Raw genomic sequence first — 16379 nt, forward strand, 5'->3', positions numbered from 1 at the left:
CATCAATCCGCGGCCAACACCGCCGCAATGCGGTTTCCCGCCTTGGCCTTTTCGACCTTGATCGCCACAAATTTCGAGGTCGGGGTGTAGGTCCCCTCGCCATAACTCTCAAGCGGCACCAGCGGGTTGGTTTCCGGATAATACGCCGCCGCCTGTCCCTCGGGCACGTCATACGCCACCAGGCGGAACCCCGACACCCGCCGCTCCACGCCATCCTCCCACAGCGATACAAGGTCCACCTGCTCACCCGGTTCGAAGCCCAGGCGACGGATGTCGGCCTCATTGACGAACACCACTTCACGCAGGCCGAACACCCCACGGTAACGGTCGTCCAGGCCATACAGGGTGGTGTTGTACTGGTCGTGCGAACGCAGGGTCTGCAAAATCAGGTCGGGCTTGTCACCACGGGCCAGTACCTTGGCGTTGACCAGTTCCTCGGGCAGCGCGTGGGGCATGAAGCGGGCTTTGCCCGTGGCCGTGCGGAAGCTGCGATCGGCGGCATTGTTGCCAAGGTGGAACCCGCCCGGGCTATTCAAGCGTTCATTGAAACCGGTAAAGCCCGGAATCACGTCAGCGATCATGTCGCGGATGCGGTTGTAATCGGCCACCGCGTACTCCCAGTCGATCGGCTGGTTGCCCAGCGTGGCCTTTGCCATACCGGCAATGATCCACGGCTCCGAGCGCATGTGCGGCGAACGCGGGCGCAACTGGCCGTTGGAGATGTGCACCATGCTGAAGGTGTCCTCCACGGTCACGCCTTGCGGCCCCTCGGCCTGCAGGTCGATTTCGGTACGGCCCAGGCACGGCAGGATCAGCGCATCGCGGCCGGTGACCAGGTGCGAGCGGTTGAGCTTGGTGGAAATCTGCACGGTCAACGCGCAGTTCTGCAACGCCGCGTGGGTGCGCGAGGTGTCTGGGGTGGCTTGGGCAAAGTTGCCGCCCAGGCCGATGAACACCTTGGCCCGCCCCTCTTCCATAGCCTTGATCGCCAACACCGCGTTGTGCCCATGGGTACGCGGCACACTGAACTGGAAGCGTTTTTCGATGGCATTGAGCAGCGCCGCCGAGGGTTTCTCGTCAATGCCCATGGTACGGTCACCCTGCACGTTGCTGTGGCCACGCACCGGCGACAGGCCTGCGCCGGGCTTGCCGACGTTGCCACGCAGCAACTGCAGGTTGACGATTTCCTGCACGGTCGCCACCGAATGGCGGTGCTGGGTAACGCCCATGGCCCAGCACATGATGACCCGCTCGGCCTTACGGTACATGCGGGCTGCCAGCTCGATCTCGGCCAGGGTCAAGCCCGACTGTTTGACGATGTGCGCCCAGGACGTGGCGTCCACAGCTGCCAGGTAATCGTCGACGCCGCTGGTGTGCTCGGCGATGAAGGCATGGTCGAAAACCGCCGGCTCGCCCTTGGCCTGCGCCTCGCGCTCCCATTGCAACAAGTATTTGGCAATGCCGCGCATTGCCGCCATGTCTCCACCCAAGGCCGGGCGGAAGTAGGCGCTGGAGGTCGGCTCGGAGCCATTGCTGAGCATTTCGAACGGGTGCTGCGGGTGCTGAAATCGCTCGAGGCCACGCTCTTTCAGCGGGTTGAAGCAGACAACCTGGGCGCCACGCTTGACCGCTTCGCGCAGGGGTTCGAGCATGCGCGGGTGGTTGGTGCCGGGGTTCTGCCCGATGACGAAGATAGCGTCGGCCAGCTCCAGGTCGTGGAACACCACGGTGCCCTTGCCCACCCCGAGGGTTTCCGACATGCCCGCGCCACTGGCTTCGTGGCACATGTTCGAGCAATCAGGGAAGTTGTTGGTGCCGTAGGCGCGCACGAACAGCTGGTAGAGGAACGCCGCCTCGTTACTGGCCCGGCCCGAGGTGTAGAACTCGGCCTCATCCGGCGACTGCAGCGCATGCAGGTGCCTGGCGACCAGCTCGAAGGCCTCCTGCCAGGTGGTTTCGACATAGTGGTCGGTGGCGGCGTCGTAGCGCATCGGGTGGGTGAGGCGGCCCTGGTATTCAAGCCAGTAGTCGGTCTGCTCCTTCAGCGCGCTGACGCTATATTTGGCGAAGAAAGCCGGGTCGACCGAGCGCCCGGTGGCTTCCCAGTTGACCGCCTTGGCGCCGTTTTCACAGAACTTGACCATGTCGTTTTCCGGCGACTCGCCCCAGGCACAGCCGGGGCAGTCGAAGCCGCCGTTCTGGTTGGTCTTGAGCATGGCCCGCAGGTTCTTGAAGGCGTTTTCGCTGCCCAGCCAGCTCTTGGTAACGCTTTTAAGCGCCCCCCAGCCGGCAGCGGCGCCTTTGTAGTCCCTGATGTGTTCGTCCTGGCTCATGCGATGAATCCTCACGCTTCGATGCTTTTTTCCAGCCTATGGAGCGTGGGGAGGGGCGTCCAATCGAAAGATCTTACGGCGTGATAAGCGGTTTCGATCATGGGCTTGCGGGTGCTTGGCGTGCCATCTTCAGCGCCAGTGAAACCGAGCGCCGCGCGGGCGGCGCTCGATCTCACAGACGCTGAAGATGCCAAGCCGAGTGATAGATGCTGTCGATCAACCAGTCGGACAAAGCAATTTGACGGCCTTGCGGGCAGGTTATAGCTTGGAGTCATGTCCCAACCCATTCGAGTACGAACGTGGAACAGAACAGCCGGGCCCTGATCGACGGCTTCAACCGGAAAATCGACTACCTGCGGATGTCAGTCACCGACCGCTGTGACTTCCGTTGCGTGTACTGCATGGCCGAAGACATGCAGTTTCTGCCGCGCCAGCAAATCCTCAGCCTCGAAGAACTGTTCCAGGTGGCCGAACGCTTCGTCGCTTTGGGCACCCGAAAGATCCGCCTGACGGGTGGCGAGCCACTGGTCCGCCAGGGCATCGTCGACCTGTGTGGGCGCATCGCCGCCCTGCCCGGCCTGCGCGAGCTTTGTCTGACCAGCAACGGCTCGCAGCTCGGGCGCCTGGCTCAGCCGCTGTTCGACGCTGGGGTGACACGCCTGAACATCAGCCTGGATAGCCTGGATGCCGACCGTTTCAAGCAGCTGACCCGCACCGGCGACCTTACCCAGGTAATCGCTGGCATCGACGCCGCACGCCAGGCCGGTTTCAAACGTACCAAGCTCAACTGCGTAGTACTCAAAGGCCGCAACGACCATGAACTGGTCGACCTGGTGCGCTTTGCCATCGACCGCGAGCTGGACATCACCTTCATCGAAGAAATGCCGCTGGGGGTGATAAGCGAACATGAACGTGGCGAATCGTTCTGCTCCAGCGATGAGGTACGTACGTTGCTGGCCGAGCAATTCACCCTGATCGAGTCGACCGAATCATCCCACGGCCCGGCCCGCTACTGGCGCCTGGCCGAAGCCGCGAACACCCGGGTCGGCTTCATTTCCCCGCACAGCCACAACTTCTGCGCCACCTGCAACCGCGTGCGCCTTACCGTCGAAGGCCGCCTGCTGCTGTGCCTGGGCAACGAACACTCGGTAGACCTCAAGCACGTGCTGCGCGCCCACCCTGGCAACCCCGACCGCCTGGAAAAGGCCATTCGCGACTCGCTGCACCTCAAGCCCTATCGCCATCATTTCGAAGTCGGTGGCGATGTGCAGATCCTGCGCTTCATGAACATGACCGGCGGCTGAGCAGCCGTCTCTGGACTTCCATGATCGTCCCCCCCTCCACCGATGTGTTGCGCGTGCTGTTCACCCTCAAGGGGTCGATCGTCAAACGCATTGCCTTGCGTTGCCTGATGGTGACACTGCTGGCCGCACTGATCGTGCTGGTCGAGCGGCATTACCCGGCGTATTTCTACCCGGTCAGCGCCACGCCATTCACCTTGCTGGGCCTGTCGCTGTCGATCTTCATGAGCTTTCGCAACAATGCGTGCTACGACCGTTGGTGGGAGGGGCGCAAGGCCTGGGGCAAACTGATTATCGAAACCCGCTCATTCGTGCGGGAAAGCGTGGTGATTGCCGACGAAACACTGCGCACCGAACTGCTGCGCAACCTGTGTGGCTTCGCTCATGCACTCAATGCCCGGCTGCGTAACGAGGACGAACGGGCAGCTGCCAGACCGTGGCTGGCCCGGGCCGATGCGATCAGCCCGCATAATGTGTGCGACGGCATCCTGCGTGAAATCGGCGACCACTGTTCACGGTTGGCCGCACAGCAACAGATCAGCGAATGGCGCTACAACCTGCTGGAACAACGCCTGGCGGGCCTGACCGAAGTGCAGGCCACCTGCGAACGGATCAAGGGCACGCCCTTGCCGTTCCCTTACACCCTGCTGCTGCACCGTACCATCTATATTTTCTGCCTGCTGCTACCGTTTGCCCTGGCCGAGCCGCTGGGCTGGCTGGCGCCGCTGTTCACTACCATCGTGGGGTATACGTTCTTCGGACTGGACGCGATCGGCAACGAGCTGGAAGACCCGTTCGGGCGCGATGAGAACGACCTGCCGACCGATGCCATGGTGCGGACTGTGGAGCGCGATGTGCTGGCCGGATTGGGGGAACAGCAGCTGCCTCCCGCCTTGTTGCCGGTGGGGTATGTGTTGAGCTGACCTGGGGGTTGCCTGTTCTGGCCTCTTCGCGGGTAAACCCGCTCCTACATCGGCAACAGGTGTTTGACGAAGTTGCACGGCCGGTGCCGTGCATCCAGCTGCTCGGCCAGAATCCCTTCCCAGGCGGTGCGGCAGGCCCCGGTCGAGCCCGGCAGGCAACACACCAACGTGCGGTTGGACAACCCGGCCAACGCCCGACTCTGCACGGTCGAGCTGCCAATATCGAGAATCGACAATGCCCGGAACAACTCGCCAAACCCATCGATACGCTTGTCCAGCAGGCACTCGACCGCTTCGGGTGTGCTGTCGCGCCCGGTAAAGCCGGTACCGCCGGTGATCAGCACCACCTGCACCTGTTCATCGGCAATCCAGTTGGCCACCTGAGCGCGGATCTTGTACAGGTCGTCCTTGAGCAGCGCTCGCGCCACCAGCCGGTGACCGACCTCGACCGAGCGGTTGGCCAACAGCGCGCCGGAAGTATCGTTATCGTAGGTACGGGTGTCGCTGACAGTCAGCACGGCGATGTTCAGCGGTACGAAGACCGCATCAAGTTGGACGCGCACGGTGAAGCTCCTTGAAGGGCATTTTCACCACGCTAGAGGCATACCCCAGAGGCGTCCAATCGATATGGCGTACCGGCCGATCAATGACATCTATCGCAGACGTGGGTTAAGGTCTGCATAACCAGACGCCAGGCACTTCCATGGACATCAAGCAGCTCAAGTTCCTCATCGCCCTCGACCAGACCCGCCACTTCGGCCAGGCGGCGGCGCTGTGCCATATCACCCAGCCGACGCTGTCCATGCGCCTGCGCAACCTGGAAGACGAACTGGACCTGGTGCTGGTCAAGCGGGGCCAGCGCTTCGAAGGTTTCACCGAGGCCGGCGAGCGTATCCTGGCCTGGGCCCGCACCCTGCTCGCCGCCCACGACGGCCTGCAGGCCGAGGCTGCCAGTTGCCGTGGCCAGGTGGTCGGCAGCCTGCGCCTGGGCACGGTGCCGCTGGCCAGTTTCAACCCCATGCACCTGCTGCTGCCCCTGCGCGAAAAATACCCCGAACTGCACTTTCAGCTCAGCTCGCTGAGCTCGGAACAGGTCATCGACGGCCTCAGCCGCAACCAGCTCGACCTGGGTATCTGCTACCTGGACCAGGTCAACACCAGCTTCTTCGAAGTGATCGAACTCGGCACCACCATCATGGGCCTGCTGCACGATACGCGGCACTTCCAGTTCGCCAGCGACCGGCTGCGCTGGGACGAGCTTGGCGATATTCCGCTGGGGCTGCTGAGCAAAGGCATGCACTACCGCCAGTCGCTGGACCTGAGCTTTCGCAGCCGTGGTCTGGAGCCCAATGCGGTGCTTGAGAGCGACTCGAGCTTCCAGCTTATCCAGGCCATCAACACCGGCCTATGCTGCGCGATCATGCCACTGGACTGCGGCCTGGAAGACCTCAGCGAGCACCTGCGCATCGTACCGGTGGCCGATGCCGCCATCCACAGCCCGGTCGGCCTGCTGCTGCGCCGCAGCGAGCCGCGCTCGGCGATTGCCGAGCAATGCTTTGCCGAGGCCCGGGGGCTGTTTCAGGCCACCTGATCGGCGGTGGCCTGGCGATATTGGCGTGGCGTAAAGCCGGTCAGTTGCTTGAACTGGCGGCTGAAGGCGCTGTGGTCAGTGTAGCCGCAGCGCATCGCCACTTCAGTGATCGGCAGGTCCGAATGCAACAGGCGGTGGGCGTGCTCCAGGCGCGCCTTGTGAATCATCTGCCGTGGCGTAAGGTGGAACACCCGCTTGCAATAGCGCTCCAGCTGGGCCACGGAAATACCAGCGATACGGGTTAGCTCGCCCATGCTGATCGGCTGATGGAAATGCTGGCGGATGTGCTCGTCCACCGCGGCCAGGCGTTGATAGGCGGGGTGGCTGTCGGCAGCTGACTGCAGGTCGACCGAAATACCGACCAGGCCGATGATCTCGCCCGCCTGGTTGTACAGCGGGCGCTTGTGGGTCAGGCACCAGCCGGGTTCACGGCTGCCGTACAGGTGCAGCTCCAGTTGGTCCTCCAGCACCATCCCTTCCTTGAGCACCCGGCGGTCCTGCTCGGTGTAGCCGGGGCCAAACTGTGCCGGAAAAACCTCGGCGCTGGTCTTGCCCAGCAGCGGTTGCAGCCGCTTGAGGCCACAACGCTGGACCAGTGTGTTGTTGGCCAACGCATAGCGGGCAGCAGAATCCTTGATGAAGATCGCGGCGTTGGGAATGGCGTCGAGCATCGGCAGCAACAGGGATACACCGGCGAGCAGGGCCTCGAGGGTGGCAGGGCGGTGCTGGTCCAGGGACTGGTAGAGGGGTGCCAGGGGGGCGTCGGTCATCTGTCGGTTCTCTGTTGGCTGGGCCGGCCTCTTCGCGGGTGAACCCGCGCCTGCAGGGCCCCCACAGATTTCGAATTCTGCGCCGTACCTGTAGGAGCGGATTCACCCGCGAAAGGGCCGGCACTAGCACTGCATCTCTCAAACCCTTATCCGGTATGGCTTTGAGCCTATCCCCCCGCTTTGCGCCTTACCACTGTTTTTCTGCAACTGTGCCGATTTCGTCATCCTCCCTGCAGAAAACCATCAAGAACCGCCGCCCTGATCGGTCCACTCTATGCCCCACGCAAGCCGCCCAAGTCCGACAAGAGCGCGGCCTCAAAAGCCGCATCTCGTGACATCAGACCTGCCTATCCAATAACCAACAAAAAGGCGAACCCATGTCAGGCAAATTCAAAAAACAGTTATCACTGCTGGACCTCACCTTCATCGGCCTAGGCGCCATCTTCGGCTCCGGCTGGCTGTTTGCCGCGAGCCACGTGTCGGCCATCGCCGGCCCGGCCGGCATCCTCTCCTGGTTTCTTGGCGGGTTCGCCGTACTGCTGCTGGGTATCGTCTACTGCGAACTGGGCGCCGCCTTGCCGCGCGCCGGTGGCGTTGTGCGCTACCCGGTGTACTCGCACGGCCCACTGTTGGGCTACCTGATGGGCTTCATCACCCTGATCGCCTTTTCCAGCCTCATCGCCATCGAAGTAGTCGCCTCACGCCAATACGCCGCCGCCTGGTTTCCCGGGCTGACCAAAGCCGGCTCCAGCGACCCGACCGTGCTCGGCTGGCTGGTGCAGTTCGCCTTGCTGGGGCTGTTCTTCTTCCTTAACTACCGCAGCGTGAAAACCTTCGCCAAGGCCAACAACCTGGTCAGCGTGTTCAAGTTCATCGTGCCGCTGCTGGTGATCGGTGTGCTGTTCACCTTCTTCAAACCGGAGAACTTCGAGGTCCAGGGCTTTGCCCCGTTCGGCCTGTCCGGGGTGGAAATGGCGGTGTCCGCCGGTGGCATCATCTTCGCCTACCTGGGCCTGACGCCAATCATATCGGTGGCCAGCGAGGTGAAGAACCCACAACGCACTATCCCCATTGCACTGATCTTGTCGGTACTGCTGTCCACCGCCATCTACGCCCTGCTGCAACTGGCTTTTCTCGGCAGCGTACCGACCGAAATGCTGGCCAACGGCTGGGCCAGCGTGACCAAGGAACTGGCCCTGCCCTACCGTGACATCGCCCTGGCCCTGGGTGTGGGCTGGCTGGCTTACCTGGTGGTGGCCGACGCGGTGATCTCGCCAAGCGGCTGCGGCAACATCTACATGAACGCCACCCCGCGCGTGATCTATGGCTGGGCGCAGACCGGCACCTTCTTCAAGTACTTCACCCGTATCGACGCAGAATCCGGCATCCCGCGCCCCGCCCTGTGGCTGACATTTGGCCTGTCGGTGTTCTGGACCCTGCCGTTCCCGTCGTGGGAAGCGCTGATCAACGTGGTATCCGCAGCGCTGGTACTGAGCTACGCCGTGGCCCCGGTCACCGTTGCCGCCCTGCGCCGCAACGCACCGGACATGCCGCGCCCATTCCGAGTCAAGGGCTTGGGTGTGCTCGGCCCGCTGTCGTTCATCATCGCCGCGCTGATCGTGTACTGGTCGGGCTGGAACACCGTGTCGTGGCTGCTGGCCCTGCAGATCGTGATGTTCGTCCTCTACCTGCTGTGCAGCCGTTTCGTACCTACCCAGCACCTTTCGCTGGCCCAGCAAGTTCGCTCGTCGGCGTGGCTGATCGGCTTCTACGCGGTGACCATCCTGCTGTCGTGGCTGGGCAGCTTCGGCGGCCTGGGTGTCATCGGCCACCCATTCGACACCGTGGTCGTGGCGGCCTGCGCACTGGGTATCTACTACTGGGGCGCCGCCACGGGTGTACCTGCCCACCTGGTGCGCCTGGAAGGCGAAGACGAAAGCGAAGCCAGCGCTGAAACCGCTAACGGCCGCCCTGTCGCCATCGCTTCCTGATCTTTTACGCAAGGGACAAGCCCATGAAACAGATTCACGTCATAGATTCCCACACGGGTGGCGAACCGACCCGCCTGGTGATGAAGGGCTTTCCGCAACTGCGGGGCCCAAGCATGGCCGAGCAGCGTGACGAACTGCGCGAGCACCACGACCAATGGCGCCGCGCCTGTCTGCTGGAACCGCGCGGCAACGATGTGCTGGTAGGTGCACTATACTGCCCGCCAGTGTCCGCCGACGCCACCTGCGGGGTGATCTTCTTCAACAACGCCGGCTACCTGAACATGTGCGGCCACGGCACCATCGGCCTGGTTGCCTCGCTACAGCACCTGGGCCTGATTACACCGGGTGTGCACAAGATCGACACGCCAGTCGGCCAGGTCAGCGCAACCCTGCATGAAGATGGCGCCATCACCGTCGCCAACGTGCCCTCCTACCGCTATCGCCAGCATGTGGCGGTAGACGTGCCCGGCCATGGCGTGGTGCGCGGCGACATCGCCTGGGGCGGCAACTGGTTTTTCCTTGTGTCCGATCACGGCCAGCGCATCGAGCTGGATAACCGCGAGGCGCTGACCGAGTACACCTGGGCCATGCTCAAGGCCCTGGAAGCCCAGGGCGTCACCGGCGAAAACGGCGCGCCCATCGACCACATCGAGCTGTTCGCCGACGACCCCAACGCCGATAGCCGCAACTTCGTGATGTGCCCCGGCAAGGCCTACGACCGCTCCCCATGCGGCACAGGCACCAGCGCCAAACTGGCCTGCCTGGCCGCCGACGGCAAGCTTGCCGAAGGCCAGACCTGGGTGCAGGCCAGCATTACCGGCAGCCAGTTCCATGGCCGCTACGCGCGTGACGGCGAACGCATTCGCCCGTTCATCACCGGCCGCGCCTACATGACCGCCGACAGCACACTGCTGATCGACGAACAAGACCCTTTCGCCTGGGGCATCTGACCCCGGTCTTTTCCCGACTGAACATTGCCAGGAGTGACAACAATGAATGACAACATCTTCACCGGCACCATGCCTGCCCTGATGACCCCATGCACCGCCGAACGCAAACCGGACTTCGACGCCCTGGTGCGCAAGGGCCGCGAGCTGATCGAGGCCGGCATGAGCGCGGTGGTGTACTGCGGCTCGATGGGTGACTGGCCGCTGCTGACCGAGGCCGAGCGCCAGGAAGGCGTGGCGCGCCTGGTGGCGGCCGGCATCCCGACCATCGTCGGCACGGGCGCGGTGAACACCCGTGAGGCGGTTTCGCATGCTGCACACGCCGCCAAGGTTGGCGCCGCCGGCCTGATGGTCATCCCCCGCGTGCTCAGCCGCGGTGCTTCGCTGATCGCCCAGAAGCACCACTTCTCGGCAATCCTCGCTGCCGCACCGAAACTGCCGGCGGTGATCTACAACAGCCCTTACTACGGCTTTGCCACCCGCGCCGACCTGTTCTTCGAACTGCGCAGCGCGTTCCCCAACCTGATCGGCTTCAAGGAGTTCGGCGGTGGCGCCGACCTGCGCTACGCCGCCGAGCACATCACCTCCAAGGATGACGATGTCACCCTGATGGTCGGTGTCGACACCCAGGTGGTGCATGGCTTCGTCAACTGCAACGCCACCGGCGCCATCACCGGCATCGGCAATGCGCTGCCGCGCGAAGTGCTGCAACTGGTGAGCCTGAGCAAACAGGCCGCCAAAGGCGACGCCCGTGCCCGCCGCCTGGCGCGCGAGCTGGAAGCAGCGCTGGCGGTGCTGTCGTCGTTCGATGAGGGCTGCGACCTGGTGTTGTATTACAAGCACTTGATGGTGCTCAACGGCGACACCGAGTACAGCCTGCACTTCAACGAGACCGACATACTGACCGACGCTCAGCGCAACTATGCCGAACAACAGTACGCGCTGTTCCGCAGCTGGTACGCCAGCTGGTCGGCCGAGCAGAACATCGCCTGAGCCGCCACTGCTTTCCCTGTGGGAACGGGCGTGCCCGCGAGGCAGGCGACCCGGTGCATGGCACCGGCTTCGCCGGTGTTCGCGGGTGAACCCGCTCCTACGGGGGGTCGTAATCACCCCCATGCATTTGTATTAGATTTCCAAGGAGGCTCCATGACCCTCACAGGCAACCTGCTGATCGGCCAACGGCCGATAACCGGCAGCCGCGAAGCCATCCGTGCCATCGACCCAAGCACCGGTCAGGCATTGGAGCCGGCCTACCTCGGCGGCACTGGCGAACACGTGGCCCAGGCTTGCGCGCTGGCCTGGGCGGCATTCGATGCCTACCGCGAAACATCGCTCGAACAACGAGCAGCGTTCCTTGAAGCCATCGCCACACAGATCGAGGCCTTGGGCGATGCCCTGATCGACCGCGCCGTGGCCGAAACCGGCCTTCCCAAGGCACGCATTCAGGGCGAGCGTGGTCGTACCTGCACCCAGCTACGCACCTTTGCCCGTGTAGTGCGGGCCGGCGAATGGCTGGACGTGCGGGTCGACAGCGCCCTGCCTCAGCGCCAGCCCCTCCCCCGCGCTGATTTGCGGCAGCGCCAGGTGGCCCTGGGGCCAGTCGCTGTGTTCGGCGCCAGCAATTTCCCGCTGGCCTTCTCGGTGGCCGGTGGTGACACCGCGTCGGCATTGGCTGCTGGCTGCCCAGTGGTGGTCAAGGCCCACGGTGCCCATCCAGGCACCAGTGAGCTGGTCGGCCAGGCGGTGGCGCAAGCAGTGAAGCAGTGCGGCTTGCCGGACGGTGTGTTCTCGCTGCTTTATGGCGCGGGCCGCGAAGTGGGCATTGCCCTGGTCAGCGACCCACGTATCAAGGCCGTTGGTTTCACCGGCTCGCGCAGCGGTGGCATGGCGCTGTGCCAGGCCGCCCAGGCGCGCCCGGAGCCCATCCCGGTGTATGCCGAAATGAGTTCGATCAACCCGGTGTTCCTGTTCGACGCCGCCCTGCAAGCCCGTGCCGAGGCACTGGCACAAGGTTTCGTCGCCTCGCTGACCCAAGGCGCCGGCCAGTTCTGCACCAACCCCGGCCTGGTCATCGCCCGGCAGGGGCCGGCCCTGCAGCGGTTCATCACTGCAGCCGCCGGTTACGTGCAGCAGGCCGCCGCCCAAACCATGCTCACACCTGGCATTTTCAGTGCCTACCAGGCCGGTATCGCCGCCCTGGCAGACAACCCCTGTGCCCAAACCATCGCCAGTGGCCAAGCCGATCAGGGCCCCAACCAGTGCCAGGCACAGCTGTTCATGACCCAGGCCGAAGCATTTCTCGCCGACCCGGCGTTGCAGGCTGAAGTGTTCGGTGCAGCGTCGCTGGTCGTTGCCTGCACCGACGATGAGCAGGTCCGCCTGGTTGCCGAACACCTGGAAGGTCAGCTGACCGCCACCCTGCAACTGGACGAGGCCGACATCGACAGCGCTCGCGCCCTGCTACCCACCCTTGAGCGCAAGGCCGGGCGTATTCTGGTCAATGGCTGGCCGACCGGCGTCGAGGTGTGCGATGCCATGGTCCACGGCGGGCCGTTCCCGGCCACTTCCGATGCCCGCACCACCTCGGTGGGCACGGCGGCGATCCTGCGTTTCCTGCGCCCGGTGTGCTATCAGGACTTCCCCGATGCGCTGCTGCCGCAGGCCTTGAAACACGGCAACCCGCTGCAGCTGCGGCGCCTGCTAGACGGCAAACGGGAAGGCTGAGCATGCGCGAAACCGCTGAAACCGATATTGCCGTGGTCGGCGCAGGCATTGTCGGCGTCGCCTGTGCCCTGCAACTGGCCCGCCAGGGCCGTCGGGTAACGCTGGTCGATCGCCAGGCGCCCGGCCTGGGCGCGTCCTTCGGCAATGCCGGGCACCTGGCAACCGAGCAAGTGTTCCCGATTGCCGACCTGTCGATCCTCAAGCGCCTGCCCCGCATGCTGCTCGACCCGATGGGCCCGCTGCGCCTGGACTGGAAATACCTGCCCAAGGCCATGCCGTGGTTCACCCGGCTGCTGCTCAACCTGCGCCCGGCGCCGTTCCAGCGCAGCGTGGCGGGCATCCGCATGCTGAACGAAGGCAGCCTGGGCGCCTGGCAACGGCTGTTGGGCTCGATCGGGCGCAGCGAGTTGTTTCAAGAGGATGGTTCGTTGCTGGTGTTCGAGAAGCCAGAGTCACGCCAGGCGTTGGAGGCGCTGCGCACACGCATGCAACAGCAGGCGGTGCCGGTGGACTTCTGGTCGGCCGAAACCCTGCGCGAAGCGGCGCCGCAACTCAGCCCGTCACTGTTGGGCGGCCTGTTCTTCCCGCGCACCGGGCACTTCATCGACCCTTATAGGGTGGTGTGCGAACTGTTCGAGGCGGCCAAGGCCAGCGGGGTGCGCTTTGTCCAGGCGCAGGTCGATGGCGGGCAGCTGCACAGTGCCGGCGTGAGCCTTGCCAGCGACCAAGGTATGCTCAATGCCCGCCAGGTGCTTGTCAGCTGTGGCGCCCACTCTGCGAAACTGACCGCCGCACTGACAGGCACGCGGGTGCCGCTGGATACCGAACGCGGCTACCACCTGATGTTGCCGGGTGAGCACCAGCGCCTGCCGTTTGCAGTCACCTCGCTTGAGCGCAAGTTCATCATGACGCCCATGGCCGAAGGTTTGCGCCTGGCTGGCACAGTGGAGTTTGCCGGGCTGCAGGCACCGCCGAGCATGCAGCGGGCCTGGCAGTTGCACCGGTTGAGCAAGGGGTTGTTCCGGCACGACTTGAGCGTCGAAGGGGCAACGCCCTGGATGGGTTTCAGGCCTTCGTTGCCGGACTCATTGCCAGTGATCGACAGGGTGTGCGATGGGCGGGTGCTGTTGGCGTTTGGGCATCAGCACCTGGGGTTGACCCAGGCGGCGGTCACGGCGGAATGGGTGGGGCGGTTGGCTGAGCAGGCGGGAGGGCCTGAGATGGGTGCATACCGACTGGATCGGTTTTAGCCTCTACCGGCCTATTCGCGGGCAAGCCCGCTCCCACAGAAGAGGGTGCAGCATCTGACACCTGTGGTGTATCTGTGGGGACAGGCTTGCCCGCGAATGGGCTGCAAAGCAGCCCCTTCAAGCCTCAGCGATAACGCTCGAGCCAGTGCGCATAAGGCGCCGGCAAGGTCCAGGACGCTTTTTCCACCCCCAGCTCCTTGGCCGCAAAGTAAGCCCAGTGCGGGTCGGCCAGGTGCGCCCGCCCTACCGAAACCAGATCCAGCTGGTTGGCCTGCAATGCAGCCTCCGCCAACTGCGGCGTACCAAAGCCCCACGCCGACGTCACGGGCAGCTTCGCTTCGCGGCGCACGCGCTCGGCGATAGGCCCCATGAACGCAGGCCCCCAGGGGATGTTGGTGTCGGGGATAGTGAAGCCGACACTCACGCTCAGCAGGTCGAGCCCACCGGCCTTGAAGCGGCGGGCCAGTTCGATCGACTCTTCCAGGGTCTGCTCATCGCGACCATCGTACTCCAACACACCAAAGCGCGCGGTCAGCGGCAGGTTCTCCGGCCACACTTCACGCACGGCGGCCAGTGTTTCCAGCAGGAAGCGGCTGCGGTTGTCGAAGCTGCCACCGTAGGCATCGGTACGCTTGTTGGAGTGCTCGGAGAAGAAGCTCTGGCCCAGGTAGCCGTGGGCAAAGTGCAGTTCTATCCACTCGAAGCCGGCATCACGCGCACGGCGGGCGGCATCGACGAAGTCCTGCTTGACCCGGGCGATATCGTCCAGCGTCATTTCGCGTGGCACTTTCGGCAGGTGCGCGCCAAAGGCAATGGCGGATGGGGCAATGGTCTCCCAGCCGCGCGCGTCGTCGGCGGCAATGTGGTCGTCACCCTCCCACGGGCGGTTGGCGCTGGCTTTGCGCCCGGCGTGGGCGATCTGGATACCGGGCACGGAACCGGCAGCCTTGATGGCCTGCACCACCGGTACGAAGGCCTGAGCGTGGGCATCGCTCCAGATGCCGGCGCAACCGGGGGTGATACGCCCTTCCGGCGCCACAGCAGTGGCTTCGACCACCAGCAAGCCGGCACCACCACGGGCCAGGCCGGCCAGGTGTACGTGGTGCCAGTCGTTGATCATGCCGTCTTCGGCCATGTACTGGCACATCGGCGGAATGGCAATACGGTTACGCAGGGTGACGTCTTTGAGGGTGTAGGGTTCGAACAGTGCGGACATGGGAAACTCCGGGTTCATCTGAATACTGTTGTTCGATCATAATCGAACTATGGCAATTAATGAAACCCCCGTTATCATGTCAATCATGCGAGCCTATAAACATCCCAACCCCGAAGACCTGATTCTTGAACGCCTGCTCTATGCGCTCAGCGACCCCGTGCGCCTGGAAATCGTCCGCCACCTGGCCGGCGTTGCCGAGGCCAGCTGTGGCGAGCTGGACGGAGGCCGGCCGAAGTCGAGCATGTCCCACCACTTCCGTGTGCTGCGTGATGCAGGGCTGGTGCAAACCCGCAATGTGGGGACTACCCATATGAATTCACTGAGAGGCGAAATGCTCGATACCCGCTTCCCCGGGCTGCTCGACTGCATCCTTCGGCAAACCTGAGAAAAGCGGGCGTCCTCATCGAACCCTCCAAGACAGGCGTAAAGCCATGAGTGTTCCCGGCCGTTTTCTGGACAACGCGCCAGAGTTCTCACAGGCCCTGCCCGCGCTGTCCGACAGCAGCGATGACAATGTCATTGGCGCGCGCGTAGCCCAGAACCTTCAGCGCCTGCGCAGCAAACGGCTGTTGTCGCTGGATGGCCTGGCCAGGGCCAGCGGCGTCAGCCGGGCCATGCTTGCGCAGATCGAGTCCGGGCGCAGCATCCCGTCCATCAAGGTGTTGTGCAAGATTGCCAAGGGCCTGCGGGTGTCGGTAGCGGCATTTCTGAAACACCGCGAGTGCGAGGGTGTGACGCTGATGCCGGCGCGGGAGAGCAAGCGCCTGGTCAGTGCCAGCGGTGCCTTCGTCAGCCGCGCGCTTTACCCCTACGACACAGCCAGGCAAGTGGAATTCTACGAACTGAAAATCAGCCCGTTGGGAGAAGAATATTCCGAAGGCCATGGGCCGGGGTGGAAGAAAACCTGGTGGTCGCGCAAGGCGCGCTGGAAATCAGTGTGAATGACCAGCGCTACTTGCTATCGACCGGTGACTCGATCACGTTCTATGCCGACCAGCCCCACCGCTACCGCAACCCGGTAGACAGCGAAGCGATAGCCTTTCTGGTGGTCACCCATCCAGAGCGCCGCGACTGAGCGACGCGGCACGCACCCTCAGCAGGTGCAGCACATCATCGGCATACCGTTGCAGCTCATCATCATCGGCATGCCCATCATTGGCATCATCGGCATGTTGGCGCTCATCGGCATTTGCATCTGCATCGCGTTCATCATGGTGAAAATCCTCTTCAAATCGACGATAGGGTGTGGAGTTGATGAGGCGATTCTATGCACATGCAGCGCAGCAACAAGATGACGGCCCAGCAGCCTCCGGCACTGCGCCAGAGTGAAAAG

At 63.8% G+C, this 16379-nt stretch carries 13 protein-coding genes and 1 pseudogene; 10 read left to right on the forward strand and 4 right to left on the reverse strand.

Annotation, left to right across the window (positions count from 1 at the left end):
- Window positions 1–2 precede the first annotated feature (2 nt).
- A complete protein-coding gene (locus tag LVS58_RS13970) occupies window positions 3–2333 on the reverse strand; it encodes an FdhF/YdeP family oxidoreductase (RefSeq protein WP_233691586.1) in 2331 nt (776 codons plus the stop codon).
- A 299-nt stretch (window positions 2334–2632) separates the two neighbouring features.
- Here LVS58_RS13970 and moaA point away from each other — a divergent pair, with 299 nt between their 5' ends.
- Window positions 2633–3637: a GTP 3',8-cyclase MoaA gene (gene moaA / locus LVS58_RS13975; RefSeq protein WP_233691587.1), complete on the forward strand. Its 1005-nt coding sequence runs from the start codon at window positions 2633–2635 to the stop codon at window positions 3635–3637.
- A gap of 20 nt (window positions 3638–3657) precedes the next feature.
- The gene (locus LVS58_RS13980; protein WP_233691588.1) at window positions 3658–4557 is read left to right on the forward strand and encodes a bestrophin family protein; all 900 of its coding nucleotides are present in this window, start codon (window positions 3658–3660) and stop codon (window positions 4555–4557) included.
- A 44-nt stretch (window positions 4558–4601) separates the two neighbouring features.
- Here LVS58_RS13980 and moaB read toward each other — a convergent pair whose 3' ends face one another.
- A complete protein-coding gene (moaB, locus tag LVS58_RS13985) occupies window positions 4602–5120 on the reverse strand; it encodes a molybdenum cofactor biosynthesis protein B (protein ID WP_233691589.1) in 519 nt (172 codons plus the stop codon).
- A 140-nt stretch (window positions 5121–5260) separates the two neighbouring features.
- Here moaB and LVS58_RS13990 point away from each other — a divergent pair, with 140 nt between their 5' ends.
- Window positions 5261–6148 carry a LysR family transcriptional regulator gene (locus LVS58_RS13990; RefSeq protein WP_233691590.1) on the forward strand — a complete coding sequence of 296 codons (888 nt, stop codon included), beginning with the start codon at window positions 5261–5263 and terminating at the stop codon, window positions 6146–6148.
- Here the strand turns inward: LVS58_RS13990 and LVS58_RS13995 are convergent.
- A complete protein-coding gene (locus LVS58_RS13995; RefSeq protein ID WP_233691591.1) occupies window positions 6136–6918 on the reverse strand; it encodes an AraC family transcriptional regulator in 783 nt (260 codons plus the stop codon). The two genes, LVS58_RS13990 and LVS58_RS13995, sit on opposite strands and share 13 nt — an antisense overlap.
- A 377-nt stretch (window positions 6919–7295) precedes the next feature.
- Here LVS58_RS13995 and LVS58_RS14000 point away from each other — a divergent pair, with 377 nt between their 5' ends.
- From LVS58_RS14000 to LVS58_RS14020, 5 genes are all read left to right on the forward strand, one after another.
- Window positions 7296–8909 carry an APC family permease gene (locus tag LVS58_RS14000; RefSeq protein ID WP_233691592.1) on the forward strand — a complete coding sequence of 538 codons (1614 nt, stop codon included), beginning with the start codon at window positions 7296–7298 and terminating at the stop codon, window positions 8907–8909.
- Between the two features lie 23 nt (window positions 8910–8932).
- Entirely contained in the window at window positions 8933–9859 is a 927-nt protein-coding gene (locus tag LVS58_RS14005) for a 4-hydroxyproline epimerase (RefSeq protein WP_233691593.1), read from the forward strand.
- Between the two features lie 42 nt (window positions 9860–9901).
- Window positions 9902–10849: a dihydrodipicolinate synthase family protein gene (locus LVS58_RS14010; protein ID WP_233691594.1), complete on the forward strand. Its 948-nt coding sequence runs from the start codon at window positions 9902–9904 to the stop codon at window positions 10847–10849.
- A 153-nt stretch (window positions 10850–11002) separates the two neighbouring features.
- Window positions 11003–12580, forward strand: coding sequence for an aldehyde dehydrogenase (NADP(+)) (locus LVS58_RS14015; RefSeq protein WP_233691595.1), 1578 nt, complete (start codon window positions 11003–11005; stop codon window positions 12578–12580).
- Between the two features lie 2 nt (window positions 12581–12582).
- Window positions 12583–13830: an FAD-dependent oxidoreductase gene (locus LVS58_RS14020; RefSeq protein WP_233691596.1), complete on the forward strand. Its 1248-nt coding sequence runs from the start codon at window positions 12583–12585 to the stop codon at window positions 13828–13830.
- A gap of 124 nt (window positions 13831–13954) precedes the next feature.
- Here LVS58_RS14020 and xenA read toward each other — a convergent pair whose 3' ends face one another.
- A complete protein-coding gene (gene xenA, locus LVS58_RS14025) occupies window positions 13955–15046 on the reverse strand; it encodes a xenobiotic reductase XenA (RefSeq protein ID WP_010952388.1) in 1092 nt (363 codons plus the stop codon).
- Between the two features lie 49 nt (window positions 15047–15095).
- On the opposite strand from xenA, the gene LVS58_RS14030 reads away from it, so the two are divergent.
- Both LVS58_RS14030 and LVS58_RS14035 read left to right on the forward strand, forming a co-directional pair.
- Window positions 15096–15431 carry an ArsR/SmtB family transcription factor gene (locus LVS58_RS14030; RefSeq protein ID WP_233691597.1) on the forward strand — a complete coding sequence of 112 codons (336 nt, stop codon included), beginning with the start codon at window positions 15096–15098 and terminating at the stop codon, window positions 15429–15431.
- 46 nt (window positions 15432–15477) lie between these two features.
- Window positions 15478–16121 (forward strand): annotated as a pseudogene (locus tag LVS58_RS14035) (helix-turn-helix domain-containing protein).
- Window positions 16122–16379 lie beyond the last annotated feature (258 nt).

Source organism: Pseudomonas sp. JR33AA, assembly GCF_021378985.1.
GTDB lineage: Bacteria > Pseudomonadota > Gammaproteobacteria > Pseudomonadales > Pseudomonadaceae > Aquipseudomonas > Aquipseudomonas alloputida.